15 protein-coding genes and 2 tRNA genes are annotated in these 17593 nt (G+C 61.6%); 10 read left to right on the top strand and 7 right to left on the bottom strand.

Annotated elements, in window-relative coordinates:
* Positions 1–60: 60 nt before the first annotated feature.
* From BAUR9175_RS09580 to guaB1, 4 genes are all read right to left on the bottom strand, one after another.
* Positions 61–1098 (bottom strand): M15 family metallopeptidase, encoded by a 1038-nt coding sequence (locus BAUR9175_RS09580; protein WP_069600023.1) that lies wholly within the window; start codon positions 1096–1098, stop codon positions 61–63.
* Positions 1099–1375: 277 nt separating this feature from the next.
* The gene (locus BAUR9175_RS09575) at positions 1376–2431 is read right to left on the bottom strand and encodes a hemolysin family protein (protein WP_029417822.1); all 1056 of its coding nucleotides are present in this window, start codon (positions 2429–2431) and stop codon (positions 1376–1378) included.
* Entirely contained in the window at positions 2431–3759 is a 1329-nt protein-coding gene (locus BAUR9175_RS09570) for a hemolysin family protein (protein ID WP_096147165.1), read from the bottom strand. Before BAUR9175_RS09570 ends, BAUR9175_RS09575 begins: the two co-directional genes overlap by 1 nt.
* Before the next feature lie 131 nt (positions 3760–3890).
* Positions 3891–5348 (bottom strand): GMP reductase, encoded by a 1458-nt coding sequence (guaB1, locus tag BAUR9175_RS09565; RefSeq protein WP_009885378.1) that lies wholly within the window; start codon positions 5346–5348, stop codon positions 3891–3893.
* A 101-nt stretch (positions 5349–5449) separates the two neighbouring features.
* Here guaB1 and BAUR9175_RS09560 point away from each other — a divergent pair, with 101 nt between their 5' ends.
* From BAUR9175_RS09560 to BAUR9175_RS19935, 3 genes are all read left to right on the top strand, one after another.
* On the top strand, positions 5450–9211 hold the full coding sequence (locus BAUR9175_RS09560; protein ID WP_009885379.1) for a multifunctional oxoglutarate decarboxylase/oxoglutarate dehydrogenase thiamine pyrophosphate-binding subunit/dihydrolipoyllysine-residue succinyltransferase subunit: 3762 nt from the start codon (positions 5450–5452) through the stop codon (positions 9209–9211).
* The gene (locus BAUR9175_RS09555; protein WP_009885380.1) at positions 9208–9822 is read left to right on the top strand and encodes a GDSL-type esterase/lipase family protein; all 615 of its coding nucleotides are present in this window, start codon (positions 9208–9210) and stop codon (positions 9820–9822) included. The genes BAUR9175_RS09560 and BAUR9175_RS09555 overlap by 4 nt, the downstream gene beginning before the upstream one ends.
* Positions 9823–9899: 77 nt before the next feature.
* Positions 9900–9974, top strand: coding sequence for a 50S ribosomal protein bL37 (locus tag BAUR9175_RS19935; RefSeq protein WP_371860662.1), 75 nt, complete (start codon positions 9900–9902; stop codon positions 9972–9974).
* An 84-nt stretch (positions 9975–10058) separates the two neighbouring features.
* Here BAUR9175_RS19935 and rsrA read toward each other — a convergent pair whose 3' ends face one another.
* On the bottom strand, positions 10059–10331 hold the full coding sequence (gene rsrA, locus BAUR9175_RS09550) for a mycothiol system anti-sigma-R factor (RefSeq protein WP_009885381.1): 273 nt from the start codon (positions 10329–10331) through the stop codon (positions 10059–10061).
* Positions 10328–10966, bottom strand: coding sequence for a sigma-70 family RNA polymerase sigma factor (locus BAUR9175_RS09545; protein ID WP_371860661.1), 639 nt, complete (start codon positions 10964–10966; stop codon positions 10328–10330). The genes rsrA and BAUR9175_RS09545 overlap by 4 nt, the downstream gene beginning before the upstream one ends.
* A gap of 168 nt (positions 10967–11134) precedes the next feature.
* On the opposite strand from BAUR9175_RS09545, the gene BAUR9175_RS09540 reads away from it, so the two are divergent.
* From BAUR9175_RS09540 to BAUR9175_RS09520, 5 genes are read left to right on the top strand one after another with little or no spacing between them, the layout of a single operon-like run.
* Positions 11135–11632 carry a DoxX family protein gene (locus tag BAUR9175_RS09540; protein WP_009885383.1) on the top strand — a complete coding sequence of 166 codons (498 nt, stop codon included), beginning with the start codon at positions 11135–11137 and terminating at the stop codon, positions 11630–11632.
* Positions 11625–12941, top strand: coding sequence for a 3-phosphoshikimate 1-carboxyvinyltransferase (gene aroA / locus BAUR9175_RS09535; RefSeq protein WP_009885384.1), 1317 nt, complete (start codon positions 11625–11627; stop codon positions 12939–12941). Before BAUR9175_RS09540 ends, aroA begins: the two co-directional genes overlap by 8 nt.
* A gap of 1 nt (position 12942) precedes the next feature.
* Positions 12943–13974: a ribosome small subunit-dependent GTPase A gene (rsgA, locus tag BAUR9175_RS09530; protein WP_096160657.1), complete on the top strand. Its 1032-nt coding sequence runs from the start codon at positions 12943–12945 to the stop codon at positions 13972–13974.
* 9 nt (positions 13975–13983) lie between these two features.
* Positions 13984–14790: a histidinol-phosphatase gene (hisN, locus tag BAUR9175_RS09525; protein ID WP_009885386.1), complete on the top strand. Its 807-nt coding sequence runs from the start codon at positions 13984–13986 to the stop codon at positions 14788–14790.
* A 43-nt stretch (positions 14791–14833) separates the two neighbouring features.
* Entirely contained in the window at positions 14834–16105 is a 1272-nt protein-coding gene (locus BAUR9175_RS09520) for an aminotransferase class I/II-fold pyridoxal phosphate-dependent enzyme (protein WP_009885387.1), read from the top strand.
* Positions 16106–16265: 160 nt separating this feature from the next.
* Here the strand turns inward: BAUR9175_RS09520 and BAUR9175_RS09515 are convergent, their stop codons facing one another.
* The gene (locus BAUR9175_RS09515) at positions 16266–16814 is read right to left on the bottom strand and encodes a YceI family protein (protein ID WP_009883916.1); all 549 of its coding nucleotides are present in this window, start codon (positions 16812–16814) and stop codon (positions 16266–16268) included.
* A 188-nt stretch (positions 16815–17002) separates the two neighbouring features.
* Between BAUR9175_RS09515 and BAUR9175_RS09510 the strand changes: the two genes are divergently transcribed.
* Together BAUR9175_RS09510 and BAUR9175_RS09505 are read left to right on the top strand one after the other, a co-directional pair.
* A tRNA-Met gene (locus tag BAUR9175_RS09510) sits at positions 17003–17076 on the top strand.
* 215 nt (positions 17077–17291) lie between these two features.
* A tRNA-Met gene (locus BAUR9175_RS09505) sits at positions 17292–17365 on the top strand.
* Positions 17366–17593: the final 228 nt, after the last annotated feature.

The following is a 17593-nucleotide window of genomic DNA, read 5'->3' as shown; positions in this document are numbered from 1 at the left end:
TGGTGCTTCCCAAAACGAAACCGCGTGCAATCGAGACTCGATTGCACGCGGTTGTCAGCATCAGGCGCCCTTGAGATCCTTGCGACCTGGAACGTATTCCCAATGCCAGAGTTCATAGGAGTTGCGCTGGGCCCAATCGGGATTCTCCCAGCCATATTTATCGGCGTTGGCGACGAGCCAGTCGTACTGCACGCCGGTGCCGTTCTGAGTTCCCGCACCGAGGTCCAGCGCGATGCCCCAGCCGTGGTTGGAGGTGCCGGGACGAGCGGCGAATCCTGGTTTGCGTTCGGCGACGGAGATCTGGGACTCCAGCGAGCGGTAGGAGTCGGTGACGGCCAATTCCTTGCCCGTGTCCTTCTTGAACGCGGCGTTCATCTTCGCGAAGGACACAGCAGCGTCGGAACGCAGCTTGTGGTTGCCGACGCCGATCTCGCACAGCCACTCATCGGGGACTTCACCGTTCGAAGCGTCGCCCTTGGGTGCTTCGCCTTCGCATCCGGGCAGCACGGTCTTCGTGATGGCACGCGATGCGGCCTCCACTTTGGTCTGCTTGGCGCTGGGTGCGCCGATGGCCATGCTCGTCTTCTCGTCATCTGCCTTGATGTCGGCGGAGACGGATTCGGAGTTGATGGCGCGGGTCTGTGTATCCGCAGCGGTCTCGTCAACCTTGACTTCCTGGTTGCCGCTCATGTTGCCGGCGACCATCACTGCTGCGATCGCAGTGCCTGTCACAGAGACAGTGGCCAAAGCTGAGAAGGTCGTCACGCGACGGCGACGCACGGAGCGCAGAAGTGATCCGTCGGATCCGCGGCTGCCCATGCGGGCGGCGACGAATGCGGAACCACCGTGATCGGGACGTGCTTCGGCTTCCCTGGCCATTGCGGCCCGGCGCGGCGAACCGGCGGTCGCTCTGGCCTCAGCTGCCATCGCGGCGCGACGCGGCGACAGTGGTGCTGAGGGGGTCGGATCCGAGTTCTGCGACACCGATGTCGCACCCTGTTTGGAAAAGACGGATGGGACGCGTGAAGAGGTGTGCTGCTTGCGCAGATCGCGCCGGCGGACCGGTTGCGCCTCTGCGGTCGAGGACTCACTCGACATATTACTCCGTACTGTTGTCCGTATTTCGGCCGCCATGTACCCCGGCGAACGAAAACCTTATGTCACAACACTATAACGACATCGTTACAGATTGTCACTTTCCGTTCATACTCGGCGTGTGACCTGCGATTTCATAGGTTTTTCATCACGCCGGGGTGTCCTGGAGCAGGCATTTCCGGGGCCCGGACGGCGAGCTACGTAACATATTGTTACAAAGCAACAGCCCATTCAATGACCTGTGTCACGGTCTTATTTCCAGCTGTGCCCGACATCATGCTCAGTATTCGTAGCGACCCCGTTGCATGGCGTCCTGAACTTCACCGACGAGTTCCTCCAAGACGTCTTCGAGGAACAGCAGACCCAGCACGCCGCCCTCTGGAGCGAGGACCCTGGCGACGTGGATGCCGGCCTTCTGCATCTGAGACAGAGCCTCTTCCACCTCGTCACTCGCCGTGACGGTGAACAGAGGTCGGAATCGCTTTGCCGGAATCGGCGCGCCGTATTCGAGCCTGCTGTCGGCGTAGAGGACGTCCTTGATGTGGAGGTAATCCTGCGGGTAGCCGTCCTCGTCGATGACGAAGTACCGGGAGAAGCCGGTCTTTCCGACCAGGGTGACCAACTCATCTGGAGTCACGCTGGAGGAAATGGTGATCAGCTCGGACATGGGGACCATGATGTCGGCGGCGGTTTTGTCGCTGAATTCCAGCGCCCCCTTGAGCAGCCCCGTGTCGTCGGTGAGCAGGCCTTCGCGCTTGGACTCGGCGACGATCGATTCAACCTGCTCGATCGTGAACGCCTCGTTGACCTCATCTCGGGCCTCAACCTTGAACAGGTGCAGAATCGAGTTGGCCAGGCCGTTCAGCGGTTTGATGACGAAGCCGAACACTCGAGACAGGAACACCAGAGGTGGTGCCAACAGCATCACCGCACGCGCCGAGGTCGCCAGAGCCATATTCTTCGGCACCATCTCCCCGATCACCACGTGCAGGTAGGTGACGACGCCGAGAGCCAGAATGAACGAGATCGTCGACGACAGCCCCGCCGGGATGCCCAGCCCTTCAAGCGGTCCTGCCAGGAGGTGATGGATCGCAGGCTCCGCGACGTTGCCCAGCAACAGGGAACAGACGGTGATTCCGAGCTGGCAGATCGCCAGCATCACCGAAACGTGCTCCATCGCGTAGAGCGCGGTGCGGGCTGCGGACGAACCCTCCTGAGCTCTGGGTTCGAGCTGTGAGCGTTTGGCTGCGACCACCGCGAATTCGGCAGCCACGAAGAAAGAGTTGCCCAAGAGCAGGACGACGAGCCAGACGAGCCCCATCCAATCAGCGCTCATCAGAAGTCACCACCCTTTTCATAGCCGACAGCGTCGGTCGCACGGAGGAGTATCCGCAGTCTTTCGATTCGGCGCCCGTGCATCCGCTCGACGCGAATGAGTGCGTCATCAGTGCGGACCTGATCACCGGGTTCTGGGATTCGGCCCAATTCCTTGAGAACGAAGCCCGCCAGAGTCTCATAGTCGGAATCCTCGGGGATCTCGAGTCCGACCGTCGACGAGACTTCGTCGGGGCGAAGCTGTCCCGGTACGATCCACGTTCCATCACGGGCCGGTCGTGCTGCCACACGCATTCGGTCGTGCTCATCGGCGACTTCGCCGACGAGTTCTTCGACCACGTCCTCGAGCGTCACCACGCCTGCAGTGCCACCGAATTCGTCAACGACGACGGCCATCTGCAGCCCTTGGGCCCTGAGCTCCATGAGAAGCGGGTCCAGCAGCAGGGTTTCGGGAATCTCGGTGACCTCGGTCATCAGCCCACCGGCGTATGCATCGTCTCGGTTCGCCAGCGGAACGGCGAATGCCTGCTTGACGTGGACGACTCCGACGATATGGTCTTTGTCTTCTCCGGCGACCGGGAATCGGGAGAACCCGGTCTCTCGAGCCTGTTCGATGATCGCACGCGCGGTAGTATCCTTGACCACCGATGACATTCGGGTCCGCGGGGTCATCACGTCTTCGGCGGTGCGTTCGGAGAAGCTCAGCGTCCGTTCGAGAAGATCGGCCGTCTGCTCGTCGAGCATTCCCTCTTCAGCGGAGTGCCGCACCAGAGAGGTGAGTTCCTCCGGCGAACGCCCGACCGAGCCCTCCTCCTGTGGTTCGATGCCGAAGGACAGCAGAATCTTGTTCGCTGTTCCATTGAGCACGCTGATGACAGGTTTGAATGCGATGGAGAATACGTACTGCATCGGTGCGGCGATGCGCCCAGTCGCCAGGGGCACCGCGATGGCCAGGTTCTTGGGTACAAGTTCGCCGAAGATCATCGACAGGAATGTGGACAAGATCAGTGCGATCGTCAGGGCGATCGGAGCTGCCAGTCCCGGGCTGACTCCGAACGACTCGAAGACCGGTGCCAGAAGCTTGCCCAGGGACGGCTCCATCAGGTAACCGGTCAGCAGGGTGGTGATTGTGATGCCCACCTGAGCCGCTGACAGCTGAGTGGACAGGTGTGTCATCGAACGTCGCAGAGTCTTAGCTCCGACGACACCGTCCTCCACCGCTTTGTCGGCGGTGTGACGGTCGAGCGTGAGGAGAGAGAACTCGGCAGCGACGAAGACGCCGGTGCCGCAGATGAGAATCAGCGCTAACGCGAGGTAGAACCATTCCATCAGTGACGATCCCTGCCGTTCACGGTCAGGAGATCACAGTGAGTGTTGCGATCGAGCCTCAGGGGGTGAGGGTCGTCGTCTGGGGCGCCGGCTTCCCGCCGGCTGGGACTGTCACTGTGCATGTTTTGATCTTACCAACTCCGTGACAAGGGTCGGCCCTCGTCATATCCGGCCGCACTCTGGACGCCGACCGTGGCGAGGTCCGCGAATTCCGCGAGACTGCGGGCTCCTGCATAGGTGAATGAGCTGCGCACGCCCGAAGTGATGCCGTCGAGCAGGTCCTCGACTCCAGGAGATTCTGGGTCAATGTACATCGTCGACGAAGAAATGCCCTCTTCGAACAGGCCCTTGCGTGCCCGGGAGAAGGCAGACTCGGTGCGCGTCCTGTTCGCCACTGCTCGTGCCGAGGCCATGCCGAAGCTCTCTTTGTATCGGCGGCCCTCTCCATCGACGAGAAGGTCTCCCGGGGACTCATGGGTCCCGGCGAACCACGAGCCGACCATGACCTGCGATGCTCCTGCAGCCAGGGCCAGGGCCACATCGCGGGGATAGCGCACTCCCCCATCAGCCCACACATGCGCACCCAACTCTCGGGCCGCCTCGGCGCATTCGCGAACCGCAGAGAACTGCGGCCTGCCGACTGCTGTCATCATGCGCGTGGTGCACATGGCACCGGGACCGACTCCGACCTTGATGATCTGGGCACCCGCCGACACGAGGTCGCGAACACCGTCAGCAGTGACGACATTGCCGGCGACGATGGGCACTCCCAGGTCTGCGGCTGCAATCGAGCTCAGAGTATCGAGCATCTTGACCTGGTGCCCGTGCGCGGTGTCGACGACGAGGACATCGGCACCAGCGGCGACCAGCGCCGAGGCGCGTTCGACGGCATTGCCGTTGACTCCGACCGCGACTGCGATCTTCAGTCTGTTCTGATCATCGAGGTTGGGCGCGTAGATCGACGACCGCAGCAGCGACTTGGGAGTCAGCGACCCCAGCACTCTGTCTTCATCATCGACCACGGCGGCGAACGGTGTCCTGGACTCGTTCATGGTCTCGAACAGCGACTCCAGCTGTGCGTCGTCTGACCAGTCGACTTCTGTGGACCTGATCACATGCGGTGTCGCCTCGAGGAGTTCGGACACCGAGGTGAACCGGTCGACGTCCTTGAGGTTCGCTGAATCGATCACCCCTTCGAGCTTGCCGGCCTCGTCGACGACGACGCCGAAGCCGTGGGCGCGCTTGGCCAGAACGTGCAAGGCGCTCAGCACAGTGTCGTCGCGGGAGAAGCGCAGCGCCGAATCGAAGACGCGATCCCGCCCCTTCACCCATTTGATGGTGTCCTGAGCCGCGCTCAAAGGAATGTCCTGCGGCAATACGGCAAGACCGCCTCGGCGGGCCATCGTCTCTGCCATCCGACGTCCGGAGACGGCGGTCATATTTGCGGCCACGATCGGCGTTGTCGAGCCTGTCGGATCGGTCGTCGACAGGTCGACGTCGAAGCGTGAGGTCAGTGAGGACGAGTTCGGAACCAGGAACACATCCGAGTAGGTCAGATCATTATTCGGGTCATTTGAGATGAAACGCATAACACTATTGTCCCCTATGCGGACATACGTGGGCACATCGCGTTAGGCTGGAGATGTCGTTAAGCAGCAATTCTTGAATCAGGAAGTAGGCGATCAACGCCGTGTCCGTCAATACTCCGAACCGCACCGTCGACGACTTCGGGTCGAATGAGTGGTTGGTCGAGGAATTGTATGAGCAGTACAAGTCCGATAAGAACTCCGTCGACCAGTCATGGTGGCCGTTCTTCGACAAGTACGAAAAGAACGGGGATGGAGCAGCAGCGAAGACTGCCAAGGCCCAACCCGCCGCAGAGTCCAGCGCCAAGCCGGCTGCGAAGTCAAACTCCAAAGCAGCGCCCAAGGCCGCCGCGAAATCCGCAGACAAGTCTGCCAATTCGAAGGCAGACACCGTCCCAGATGACAGTCCCCGCGGAGTCTCCCCTTCCTCGGCTCAGACCGAGACCCTGAAGGCAGAGACGAAGTCGGTGCCGAAGGTCGTCGTGAAGGATACCGAGCCCAAGCCGGCTCCCGAAGAGACCGTCACTCCGCTGCGCGGTCCGGCGAAGCTGATCGCCAAGAACATGGACGATTCGATCGAGGTTCCCACGGCCACGTCCGTGCGAGCACTGCCGGCGAAGGCTCTCATCGACAACCGCATCGTCATCAACTCCCATCTCAAGCGGACCCGCGGTGGAAAGGTCTCCTTCACCCACCTCATCGGCTTCGCCGTCATCCGTGCGCTGCAGAACTTCCCCTCGCAGAACGTGTCCTATGACATCCGCGACGGCAAGCCGGTCATGGTCTCCCCCGCGCATATCAACTTCGGTCTCGCGATCGACGTCCCGAAGAAGGACGGGTCGCGCACCCTCCTGGTGCCGAACGTCAAGAAGGCCGAAACCCTGACCTTCCGACAGTTCGTCGACGCCTACGACGGTCTCGTCGACAAGGCACGGCAGGGAAAACTCACCGCTGATGACTTCGCGGGCACCACTGTCTCACTGACCAACCCCGGTGGAATCGGAACCGTGCACTCAGTGCCGCGTCTGACCAAGGGCCAGGGCTGCATCATCGGCGTCGGAGCGCTTGACTACCCGGCAGAGTTCCAGGGTGCCAGCCAGAACACCATCAACAAGCTGGCTGTGTCCAAGGTGCTCACGCTGACCTCCACCTATGATCACCGCGTGATCCAGGGTGCAGGCTCCGGTGAGTTCCTCAAGCTCATCCACGGCTACCTCCTCGGTGAGGACGGCTTCTACGACGATGTCTTCGAATCGCTGCGTCTGCCCTACGAGCCCGTGCGCTGGGTCCCCGACGTCTCTGCCGAAGATCAGGACGATGTCAACAAGACCGCGCGCGTCATCGAGCTCATCGATGCCTACCGCACACGCGGCCACCTCATGGCCAACATCGACCCGCTCGTCTACCGGCAGCGCTCACACCCTGACCTCGACATCAATCAGCACGGTCTGACCCTGTGGGATCTCGAACGCGAGTTCCCCACCGGTGGTTTCGGCGCCAAGCCGATGATGCCCTTCCGCAGCATCCTCGGCCTCCTGCGCGAGAGCTACTGCCGCACAATCGGCTTCGAGTACATGCACATCGCCGATCCGCTGCAGCGTCGCTGGTTCCAGGCCAAGATCGAGGTACCCCACCAGGAGCTCACACGCTCCGAGCAGGGCCACATCCTGGGCCGTCTGAACGCAGCCGAAGCGTTTGAGACCTTCCTGCAGACGAAGTACATCGGACAGAAGCGCTTCAGCCTCGAGGGCGGCGAATCAGCCATCGTCCTCCTCGACGAGGTGCTCAACCAATCGGCAGACACCGGCATGGAACAGGTCGCCATCGGCATGGCCCACCGTGGACGTCTCAACGTGCTCACCAACATCGCAGGCAAGTCCTACGCGCAGATGTTCCGGGAGTTCGACGGAACCATGTCCCCGGACAGCGTCCAGGGCTCCGGCGACGTCAAGTACCACTTGGGCACCGAAGGATCCTTCACCTCCCCCGCCGGCAACTCCACCGATGTCTACGTCGCCGCCAACCCCAGCCATCTTGAGACCGTGGATCCGGTCCTCGAGGGGATCGTGCGCGCCAAGCAGGACTTCATCGACCAGGGCGAGGCCGGATACACCGTCCTCCCCGTCCTCGTCCACGGTGACGCGGCATTCGCCGGTCAGGGAGTCGTGACCGAGACGCTCAACCTCTCGGAGCTGCGCGGCTACCGCACCGGTGGAACCATCCACATCATCATCAACAACCAGGTCGGCTTCACCACGCCTCCGGCCTCAGCTCGCTCGTCGTTCTACTGCACCGACGTCGCGAAGTCGATCAACGCCCCGATCTTCCACGTCAACGGCGATGATCCCGAGGCCGTCGTGCGGGCCGCACGACTCGCGTTCGAGTACCGTCAGGAATTCAACCGCGACGTCATCATCGACCTCGTCTGCTACCGCCGTCGCGGACACAATGAGGGCGACGACCCATCGATGACGCAGCCGCTGATGTACTCCCTCATCGAGAAGAAGGGCTCGGTGCGCAAGCTCTACACCGAGTCGCTCGTGGGCAGAAAGTGCATCACCGACGCCGAGGCGAGCGAAGCCCTCAAGGACTACCAGTCGAAGCTGGAATCGGCGTTCGCCGAAACCAAGGAAGCCGAGACCGGATCCTACGACGGCGATGCATTCAACGCACCACACGTGCCCAGCGACATCGAGGCATACAACAACGCCGAGACGGCAATCAGCTCGGAGACTCTGCAGCACATCGGCCAGACCTTCGCCGACGTTCCCGAGAACTTCACGATCCACAAGAAGCTGCGCGCCCTCCTGGAGAAGCGCAAGGAGATGTCGCTGTCCGGCGGCATCGACTGGGGCTTCGCGGAGCTCTTGGCCTTCGGGTCGCTGCTCATGGACGGGATTCCTGTTCGCCTCGCCGGTCAGGACTCGCGCCGCGGCACCTTCGTGCAGCGTCATTCAGTGCTCATCGATGCCGTCAACGGCAACGAGTGGACACCACTGCAGAACCTCAGCGACGAGCAGGCACGGTTCTGGGTCTACGACTCGCTGCTGAGCGAATACGCAGCGGTCGGCTTCGAGTACGGATACTCGGTCGAGCGCAAGGACGCCCTGGTCGCTTGGGAAGCCCAGTTCGGTGACTTCGCTCAGGGTGCTCAGTCTGTGATCGACGAATTCATCTCGTCCTCAGAGCAGAAGTGGCAGCAGAACTCCGGAGTCGTCATGCTCCTGCCTCACGGATACGAGGGACAGGGACCCGACCACTCCTCGGCTCGAATCGAGCGCTACCTGCAGCTGTGTGCCGAGTCGAACATGACGGTGGCTCTGCCATCGAATGGCGCATCCTACTTCCACCTGCTGCGCCGCCACGCAATGACGACGAACAAGCGTCCGCTCATCGTCTTCACCCCGAAGTCGATGCTGCGGCTCAAGGCCGCTGCGAACTCACCCGAGGACTTCACCTCGGGAACGTTCCAGCCTGTCATCGATGATTCCGTCGTCGATCCCGATCAGGTCGACCGGGTCGTGATGGTCTCCGGCAAGCTCTACTGGGACCTGTTGGCGCAGCGCGACAAGCGCGAAGACAAGAAGACGGCCCTGGTCCGCGTCGAACAGCTCTACCCCCTCGACGAGGACTCCATCAAGGCTCTGCTCGAGCGGTACCCTGCCGGTGCACAGTTGGTCTGGGCCCAGGAAGAACCTGAGAACCAGGGCGCTTGGCCGTTCATGGCACTGAACATGCCGCAGCTCCTGGGCGATCGTGAGATCTCCGTGATCTCACGCCCAGCATCGGCTGCCACTGCTACCGGACTCAAGCATGTCCATGAAGTCCAGCAGCAGGAAGTCATCGACAGGATCTTCCGCCGGTGAGCTCCGTGACTCCGACGACCGTTGCTGTGGTCGGCGGCCCTCTGGTCGCCGGTCACGGTGATGGCCGTGGCCTCGGGTGGGTAGGACGTGTCACCGCCAGGACGCTTCCCAGCCTGCCCGATCTCAGAGTTTTTCCTCTGGCAGTTCCGCACGAGGACTCCTCAGGTCTGCATGCTCGCACCATCGCCGAGGCGTCTCTGAGGTTCACCTCCGACGGCGACAATCGCCTGGTGCTGGCTTTGGGTTCCGGCGATCTCGATTCCGGTCGGTCCGTTGCCCGGGCCCGGCTCGATGTGGCCAACGTGCTCGACGAGGCGTTGGCCCGGAAGGTGTCGGCCTTCGTCATCGGTCCTCCCCCGGAGTACAACTCCGACCGAAACCGCGGGATCGCTGAACTCAACACGAGCTTCTCAGATGTCGCAAAGCGACGGGGCATCGCCTATGTCGATACGTTCACCCCGCTGCTGGGTCATCCCGTGTGGCAGCGTGAGATCTCATCCTCGCGAGACCATCTTCCGGCTCAGGAAGGCTACGGTCTCCTCGCGTGGCTGGTGTTGCACCGTGGTTGGTTCCCATGGCTGGGAGTCCAGGACGCCATGGGCGATTCCTGAACACCGTCGAGTAGTGACACTTTGCCCAGGCACAGTGGTCATGAAAGAATGAAGCATCTAGCGAAGGAGTTGTAATTATGAGCAAGCGCAGCCGTAAGCGTCACGACCGTCGCCGTAACAAGGCGAACCACGGAAAACGTCCACTCGGCTGATTCCTTCGAATCAACCCAGACGTGTGAAGAGGGCGGGGAGAATGAATATTCTCCCCGCCCTCTTCATCTGCCTGTATCGAGTGACTACGCACCGGCTCCAGGCCACACCGTCTGTTCGGTGGCGATACGCTGGCGAATCTTCTCCCGCAGACCCATCGGCGCCTGCTCCCGGCTGCAGGACCTGCGCACCAGTTCCTTGAGCAGAGCTTCGATCTCATATTCGTCGTGACACGACGGGCACTGTTCGAGATGCACAGAGATCTCTCGGATCTCTGTCGTCGTCAGCTCACCGTCAAGATAGTGATAGATGCGCATCAGAGATTCAGCGCGCACGTTCTCACAGCATTCATCGCTCATTTTGCACCTCCCACAGGTTTGGAGAAGCCACGATCGGCTGCATAGTCTGCCAGCATGTCTCGCAGCTGACGCCGACCACGGTGCAGACGCGACATCACGGTGCCGATGGGTGTATCCATGATCTCAGCGATCTCCTTGTAGGGCAGACCTTCGACATCGGCATAGTAGACAACCATGCGGAAGTCTTCAGGCAGCTCCGACAACGCATCCTTGACATCAGAGTCCGGAAGATGATCAAGGGCCTCGAGTTCCGCTGAGCGACCTCCCGAGGAGGAATGGCTCGCCGCTTGGGCAATCTGCCAGTCCTCGATATCCTCACCGCCGTGTTCCTGCGGCTGCCGCTGCTTCTTCCGGTAGTTGTTGATGAAGGTGTTCGTGAGAATCCGGTACAGCCATGCTTTGAGGTTGGTTCCCGGCTTGTACTGATGGAACGCCGCATAGGCCTTCGCGTACGCCTCTTGAACGAGGTCTTCGGCATCGGCGGGGTTGCGGGTCATCCGCAGCGCAGCTGCGTAGAGCTGATTGAGATACTCCAGAGCGTCACGCTCGAAACGGGCCGAACGCTCGGCCTTGGTCTCGGGGACTTCTTTGACTGATTCGGTCATCGTAGTCAATGGTACGCCCGTTCTCTCCAGGACGGCAGTGGCGTTCACAGACTTCTCCTTCTGCCTATCGACTCGACACCGGCCAGGCTGACCCTCACCGGTGCGTATTCTCTGATTCAACACCGGGGCGAGCCCCCACTATTCCCGGACAACCGTTATGCTTGCCAGTGAGATGCCCGACACGTAGGAAGGACCATAGTGTCTCCAATCAGATTCCTCGCACGGCCCATGCTGGCCGCCGGCTACATCAGCAACGGCGTCGACCGTCTGCGTCGACCAGAAGCTGCGGCCGCATCGATCGGCCCGCTGCTCAATATGGCGCGCAAACGGATCGATGTGCCCATCGATGCTCCTACCCTGGCACGCGCCACCGGAGCGGCTCAGGTCGCTGCGGGATCGCTGTTGGCCATCGGTCGGTTCCCGCGTGTGAGTGCCACGATCCTCGTCGGCACCTACCTCCTCGACACCGTCGGTGAGCGCATCGCAGCGGACAAGACCACGTCGAAGGACGACAAGCGGGCACGCACTGAGCGCACGCTGATTCGCACCTCGATGCTCGGCGGCGCACTGCTGGCCAGCGTCGACACGGCAGGTAAGCCAGGACTCTGGTGGCGAACACAGCATGCTGCTGAAGATCTCTGGTCCTCAGTCGAAGACACCTCCAAGCAAGCGATGAGTGCGCTTGGCGTTGACTGACACACCCGATCTCACCGCACCCGCCACCGGCGATTGGCTTGCGCCGGTCGCCGGTGGCGGCGTCACTGCCACTGTCAGCGTTCCCGGCTCGAAGTCTCTGACCAACCGCTATCTCGTCCTTGCTGCACTGGCTGAGTCGAATTCGGTCATACGAGGATGGCTGCGCAGCCGTGACACACTGCTCATGGTTGAGGCGCTGAAAGCTCTCGGTGCCGACATCGACGAGGTCGACGGCAGCCTACACATCACACCCATCGACTTCTCCGCACAGCGCGAAGGTCCCCCGATCACCATCGACTGCGGCCTGGCTGGAACCGTCATGCGCTTCGTTCCCCCACTCGCTGCCGCCACCGGACGAGAGGTCATCCTCGACGGTGACGCACAGGCCAGAGTCAGGCCGATGTCTGTGATCATCGACGCTCTGACCCACCTCGGCGTCTCCATCACTGCAGAAGACAATCTGCTGCCGATGACGATCCACGCTCAGTCCCACCTGCGCGGTGGACACCTCGAGATCGATGCCAGCGCCTCGAGCCAGTTCGTCTCGGGGATGCTGCTGACTGCTCCGGCCATGCCCCTGGGAATCGAACTCGTCAACCGCGGCGAGACCGTGCCCAGCCGGGCCCACGTCGATATGACGCTGGAAGTCCTCGCCGATGCCGGGGTCGACGTCACAGAACCGCAACCTGAACACTGGATCGTCGAACCGGGACTGCCGCGCGGGCTCGATGTCCAGGTCGAACCCGACCTATCCAATGCTGCGGCCTTCGTCGCTGCCGCTCTGGCCACTGAGGGAGACGTCACCGTCCTCGACTGGCCGGCGCATACAACCCAGGCCGGCGATGGGTTCCGAAGCATCGTCGAAGCATTCGGCGGCACCGTGACCCTGGACAGACACGGTCTCCGGGTCCAAGGACCGAAGGTTCTGCAGGCCGTCGACCTCGACCTCTCCGCCATCGGCGAACTCACACCAGTCGTTGCCGCCCTGGCAGCCATGGCCGAGGGAACCTCAAGGCTGACTGGCATCGGCCACCTCCGCGGACATGAGACTGATCGGCTCTCTGCACTGCACCGCGAGCTCAGTGCCATCGGCATTCACGTCGTTGAGCAGCCGACGTCTCTGACGATCACCGGCGCAAATCCACACTCCGGGTTGTGGCATACGTACAACGATCACCGAATGGTCATGGCCGGTGCCCTTCTGGGACTCCGCGTTGACGGGCTGGTCATCGAAAACGCCGACACCGTGGCGAAGACATTGCCGGAATTCACCCAGCTGTGGGAAGCCATGCTGAGTCGGCTGGCCTGAGATGTCACGGATCTACCGCGACGAGGACTACCGTCCTCGGCCGAACAGACGCGGTTCCAGACCGCGGACGAAGAACAGACCGAACCACGATGCAGCCATCGAGGGACTCGTCACTGCCGTTGACCGCGGACGCTATCGTGTCGTCGTCGCCGAAGGCAGGGGCACGGATGTCTCCGCGTCGAATGCCGCCACTTCCAGGGTTACGGCAGTAAGGGCTTCCCACCTGCGCAAAGACGCTGTGGTCCCTGGTGACATCGTCAAACTCGTCGGCGACACCTCAGGCAGCAAGGGCTCCCTGGCGCGACTGGTCGAAATCACGAAGCGACGCACTCTGCTGCGCCGCAGCGCCGATGACACCGATCCGACCGAGCGCGTGATCGTCGCCAATGTCGATGTCATGGGCATCGTCACCGCAACAGAAGATCCCGAACCCTCATTCGGGCTCATCGATCGTGCTCTGACAGCGGCCTTCGATGCCGGGATCACTCCCCTGCTCATCGTCACCAAAACCGATCTGAAACCAGCCGATGAGATCATTCGACGGTTCTCGGCGACTGGAATCGAGATCATCTCCTCGGGACTCAGCCCTGACGGAAGACTCACGGATGCAACTGTCTTCGATCGCCTGCACGGGCAGATCAGCGTGTTGATCGGACACTCCGGCGTCGGCAAATCTACCCTGATGAATGCTCTGGTCCCCCGCGCAGACAGAGCTACCGGCCACGTGAATGATGTGACCGGGCGCGGCCGACACACCTCGTCCTCGGCGATCTGCCTCCCACTGGACGGAGGAGGCTGGCTCGTCGACACCCCGGGAGTCCGCAGCTTCGGACTTGCACACGTCGATCGGGACACGCTGATCTCGGCATTCCCAGAGCTCGTCGAGGCCACTGCAGAGTGTCCACGCGGCTGCACCCATCAGGCAGACGCACCGGGCTGTCGACTCGATGCCTGGGTCAGCGACGGCAAGGCGGGCCCTGGTGGAGTCTCACGCTTGGAGTCACTGCGCAGGCTGCTGCCCACGACTGGATAAGGTGGAGCTATGAACGATCTCGACCTGGCAACCGAACTCGCCGACCTCGCGGATTCCATCAGCTACCGTCACTTCGTGGCCCAGGATTTCACCGTCGAGACCAAACCCGACCTGACCCCCGTCACCGAATGCGACCGGGCCGTAGAAGCGGCTATCGTGGACAGGCTCAAGCGTGAGCGTCCGGATGACAGCGTTCTCGGCGAAGAATTCGGATCCCACGGAACCTCGCCGAGGCGGTGGATCATCGATCCGATCGACGGCACGAAGAACTACGTCAGAGGAGTGCCCATCTGGGCGACTCTGATCTCGCTCTACGATGGACAGACGCCGCTCCTCGGCGTAGTCTCAGCGCCCGCTTTGGGCCGCCGCTGGTGGGCCGAGGCTGGTCACGGTGCCTTCACCTCGGCGCTGGGGGAACCGGCTAGACAGATACACGTGTCTGCCGTCGATTCCCTCGAAGACGCATCGATGTCCTATGCCTCACTGTCAGGGTGGAAGCAGCTGGGGGTCCTCGATGAGTTCCTCGACCTCTGTGATTCCCTGTGGCGAACTCGAGGCTACGGCGACTTCTACTCATACATGCTCCTGGCCGAGGGAGCAGTGGACCTCGCCTGCGAGCCGGAGTTGGAACTCTACGATATGGGCGCGCTGGTCCCGATCGTTCTCGAAGCGGGCGGAACCTTCACCAACACCGCCGGAATCGACGGTCCCTTCGGCGGCAACGCTCTCGCCAGCAACTCCCGGCTGCACGAATCTGCCCTTGATCGGCTTGGCCGAGTCGCGCCCGCGACGGTTCGCACCGACGCGCAGGCCTGAGTACGAACAACCGCCCAGAATTCGCTGAAGAAGAGGAAGACAGATGCCCGATGTGATGCGTGCCGATCTGTGGCATTCGATGGCTGATGCAGCCGGCCTGATCAATGCCGACGGAACAATCGGCGAAACGATCTACGGTCAGATGACAGCGTTCGCTGCCCAGACCGGGGCAGTGAATCTGGGACAGGGAGCACCAGGCACCGATGCTCCGCCTGAGCTCATCGACGCCGCTGCCCAGGCTATGCGGGAAGGCTACAACCAGTACGCTCCCGGGCAGGGTTTTCCATCACTGCTTGAGGCCGTGGCCGAACAACGACATCACGATTTCGGCCAAGAGGTGTCTCCAGAGCAGGTGCTCTATACGTGTGGGGCGACAGAGGGCCTCACCGCAGCGATCTTGGCTCTGCTCCCCCGAGGTGGGACCGTTCTCGCTTTCGAGCCGTACTACGACTCCTACCCGGCCGCGATCGCCGCCGCGGGCGGAACACTCGTCACCGTGCCGATCCTGCCGACAGGAGAAGGAGGATTCGCACCTGATTGGGCCTGCTTCGAGGACGCTGTGGCCGCACCCGAGTCCGCCCCTTCGATCATCCTCGTCAACACACCCCACAATCCGACCGGCTTCATGTTCAGCAGAGAGGATCTGGCTCGCATCGGCGACGCTGCGGCCAAGGCCGATGCCTGGGTCCTCACCGACGAGGTGTATGAGCAGTTGATTCTCGATGACACACCTCATGTGCCTCCGGCCGTTGCAATTGAGGACAGTGCACGAGTCGTCACAGTCTCCTCAGCCGGGAAATCATGGAACGCGACGGGATGGAAGATCGGGTGGGTCATCGCCGAGCCAGAGGTCAGAGAGGCCATTCAAGCGGTCAAACAGTTCCTCACCTTCACAGCGAGCGGCCCCATGCAGATCGGGCTGGCGCGCACGCTGACCGGGGATTCGACCTTCATTTCCGATAACCGGAAGTCCTTGCAGGAAAGAGCCGAGGTACTAGTGCCGGCTTGCCGAGCCGTCCCCGGAGTCATCGCATCGACTCCGGCCGCAGGATATTTCACTGTCGTCGACTTCTCGGCTCTGACAGATCTGGACGCATTTGCACTCAATGAGCTGCTGGCCCGACGTTATTCGCTCGTCGGAATACCAGTACCTGCGCTGTGCAGGCAGGGCTCACCTGCACACACTGCCTACAGATCATCGATCCGCTATTCGTTCTGCAAGTCGCCTGCCGATGTTGAGCGAGGGGCGCAGCTGTTCAACCAGCTCGCCTCCGAGCTGCGACTCAACCCGAATGCACTGCGCGTCCGCGCCTGAACACCCATTCTGCTCCGTGAGCACGGAACAGAATGCGTTGACGGAAGAACATAGAGCAGGGGGCGGACCGCATTGCTGCGGTCCGCCCCCTGCTCTATTCGTCAGCCCTGCCCGAGAATCGATTTCTCAGCGCCGAGGCGCTTGGACAGTGTCAGAGGATTCAGGCCTTGACGAGTTCGAGTTCCAGTTCGATCTTGATCTTGTTCGACACCAGCAGCTCGCCGCCGCCGAGAACAGCGTTGAACTCCATACCGAAGTCCTTGCGGTCGACCTTGGACGATGCCGAGAGGCCAGCAACCTGGTTTCCGTTGGGGTCGGTGGCGACTCCGCTGAATTCGGTGGAGAAGGTGACTTCCTTGGTCACTCCGCGCATGGTGAGCTCTCCGACGAGGTCGAACTCATCGTTGCTCGTGGCTTTGATCCCGGTGGACTTGAAGGTCAGCTTGGGGTTGTTCTCAGCCTCGAAGAAGTCACCGCTCTTGAGGTGACCGTCGCGCTGAGGATTGCGGGTCGAGATCGATTCGACGTCCGCCTCAGCAGCGACCACGCTGTCCTCGAGGGTCTCACCGACGGTGACGCTGCCGGCGATATCTTCGAAGTGTCCGCGGACCTTCGAGACGCCAGCGTGGCGAGCGGTGAACGTGAACTCGGAGTGCACGGGGTCGATGTTCCAGATTCCTGCGGTGAGTCCCTGTGGAAGAGCAGTCATGATTTCTCCTTTAGTTGAAATTTGAAGTACAGGAAAGACTATAGTTTATGTTTCAACCATGTGCAAGTCCGCTGCCGAACTTCTTTCACTTTGGGCACCCGGGGTGAACGGCAGGTGTCCATGTGGCAGACGTCACGCGGCTTCGGTTTGGCCTGCAGGAAACTGCTCGTGTAAAGTAAAGAACACGACGCGGGGTGGAGCAGTTCGGTAGCTCGCCGGGCTCATAACCCGGAGGTCGCAAGTTCAAATCTTGCCCCCGCCACGTTTGCGAAAGTGCCGCGACATCGTTGATTCGATGTCGCGGCACTTTTCTTTTCCGGCCTGACCGCTCACGGTCAGGCCCCTCCCGTCCAAGCCTTCCCCCGATTGGGTCCCCGACGGCCAAGGCTGCACCAATCACGTGCAGCTGCGATCGGATCGCAGGCCGATTATGCTTCTGACTTGCGAGGACGTAGTATTTACCAAGTAATCAAACGCCGCGGGGTGGAGCAGTTCGGTAGCTCGCCGGGCTCATAACCCGGAGGTCGGAGGTTCAAATCCTCCCCCCGCCACGAAAGTGGCAGAACCCCTATCCAGTGGATAGGGGTTCTTCTCATTCAATTGAATCTCAGTGACAGACGACAAGGTCGATCGGTCCTGCTGCGCGCGAATCTGGGTTAGCGGCAAGAATGTGTGTATGGGGCCAGCGTGTTGGATCTGGATTTCACCCTGATCGTCCGCCCCACCCTTTCCGGATTCCAGTCCCGTCCTCGACGCTGAATGACGTCCCGTAAAGCGCA

Origin of the sequence: Brevibacterium aurantiacum, assembly GCF_900169065.1 — a bacterium.
GTDB classification, from domain to species: Bacteria; Actinomycetota; Actinomycetes; order Actinomycetales; family Brevibacteriaceae; genus Brevibacterium; species Brevibacterium aurantiacum.
The sequence above is the reverse complement of the archived record's forward strand: the minus strand, read 5'-3'. Positions and strand labels throughout refer to the sequence as shown.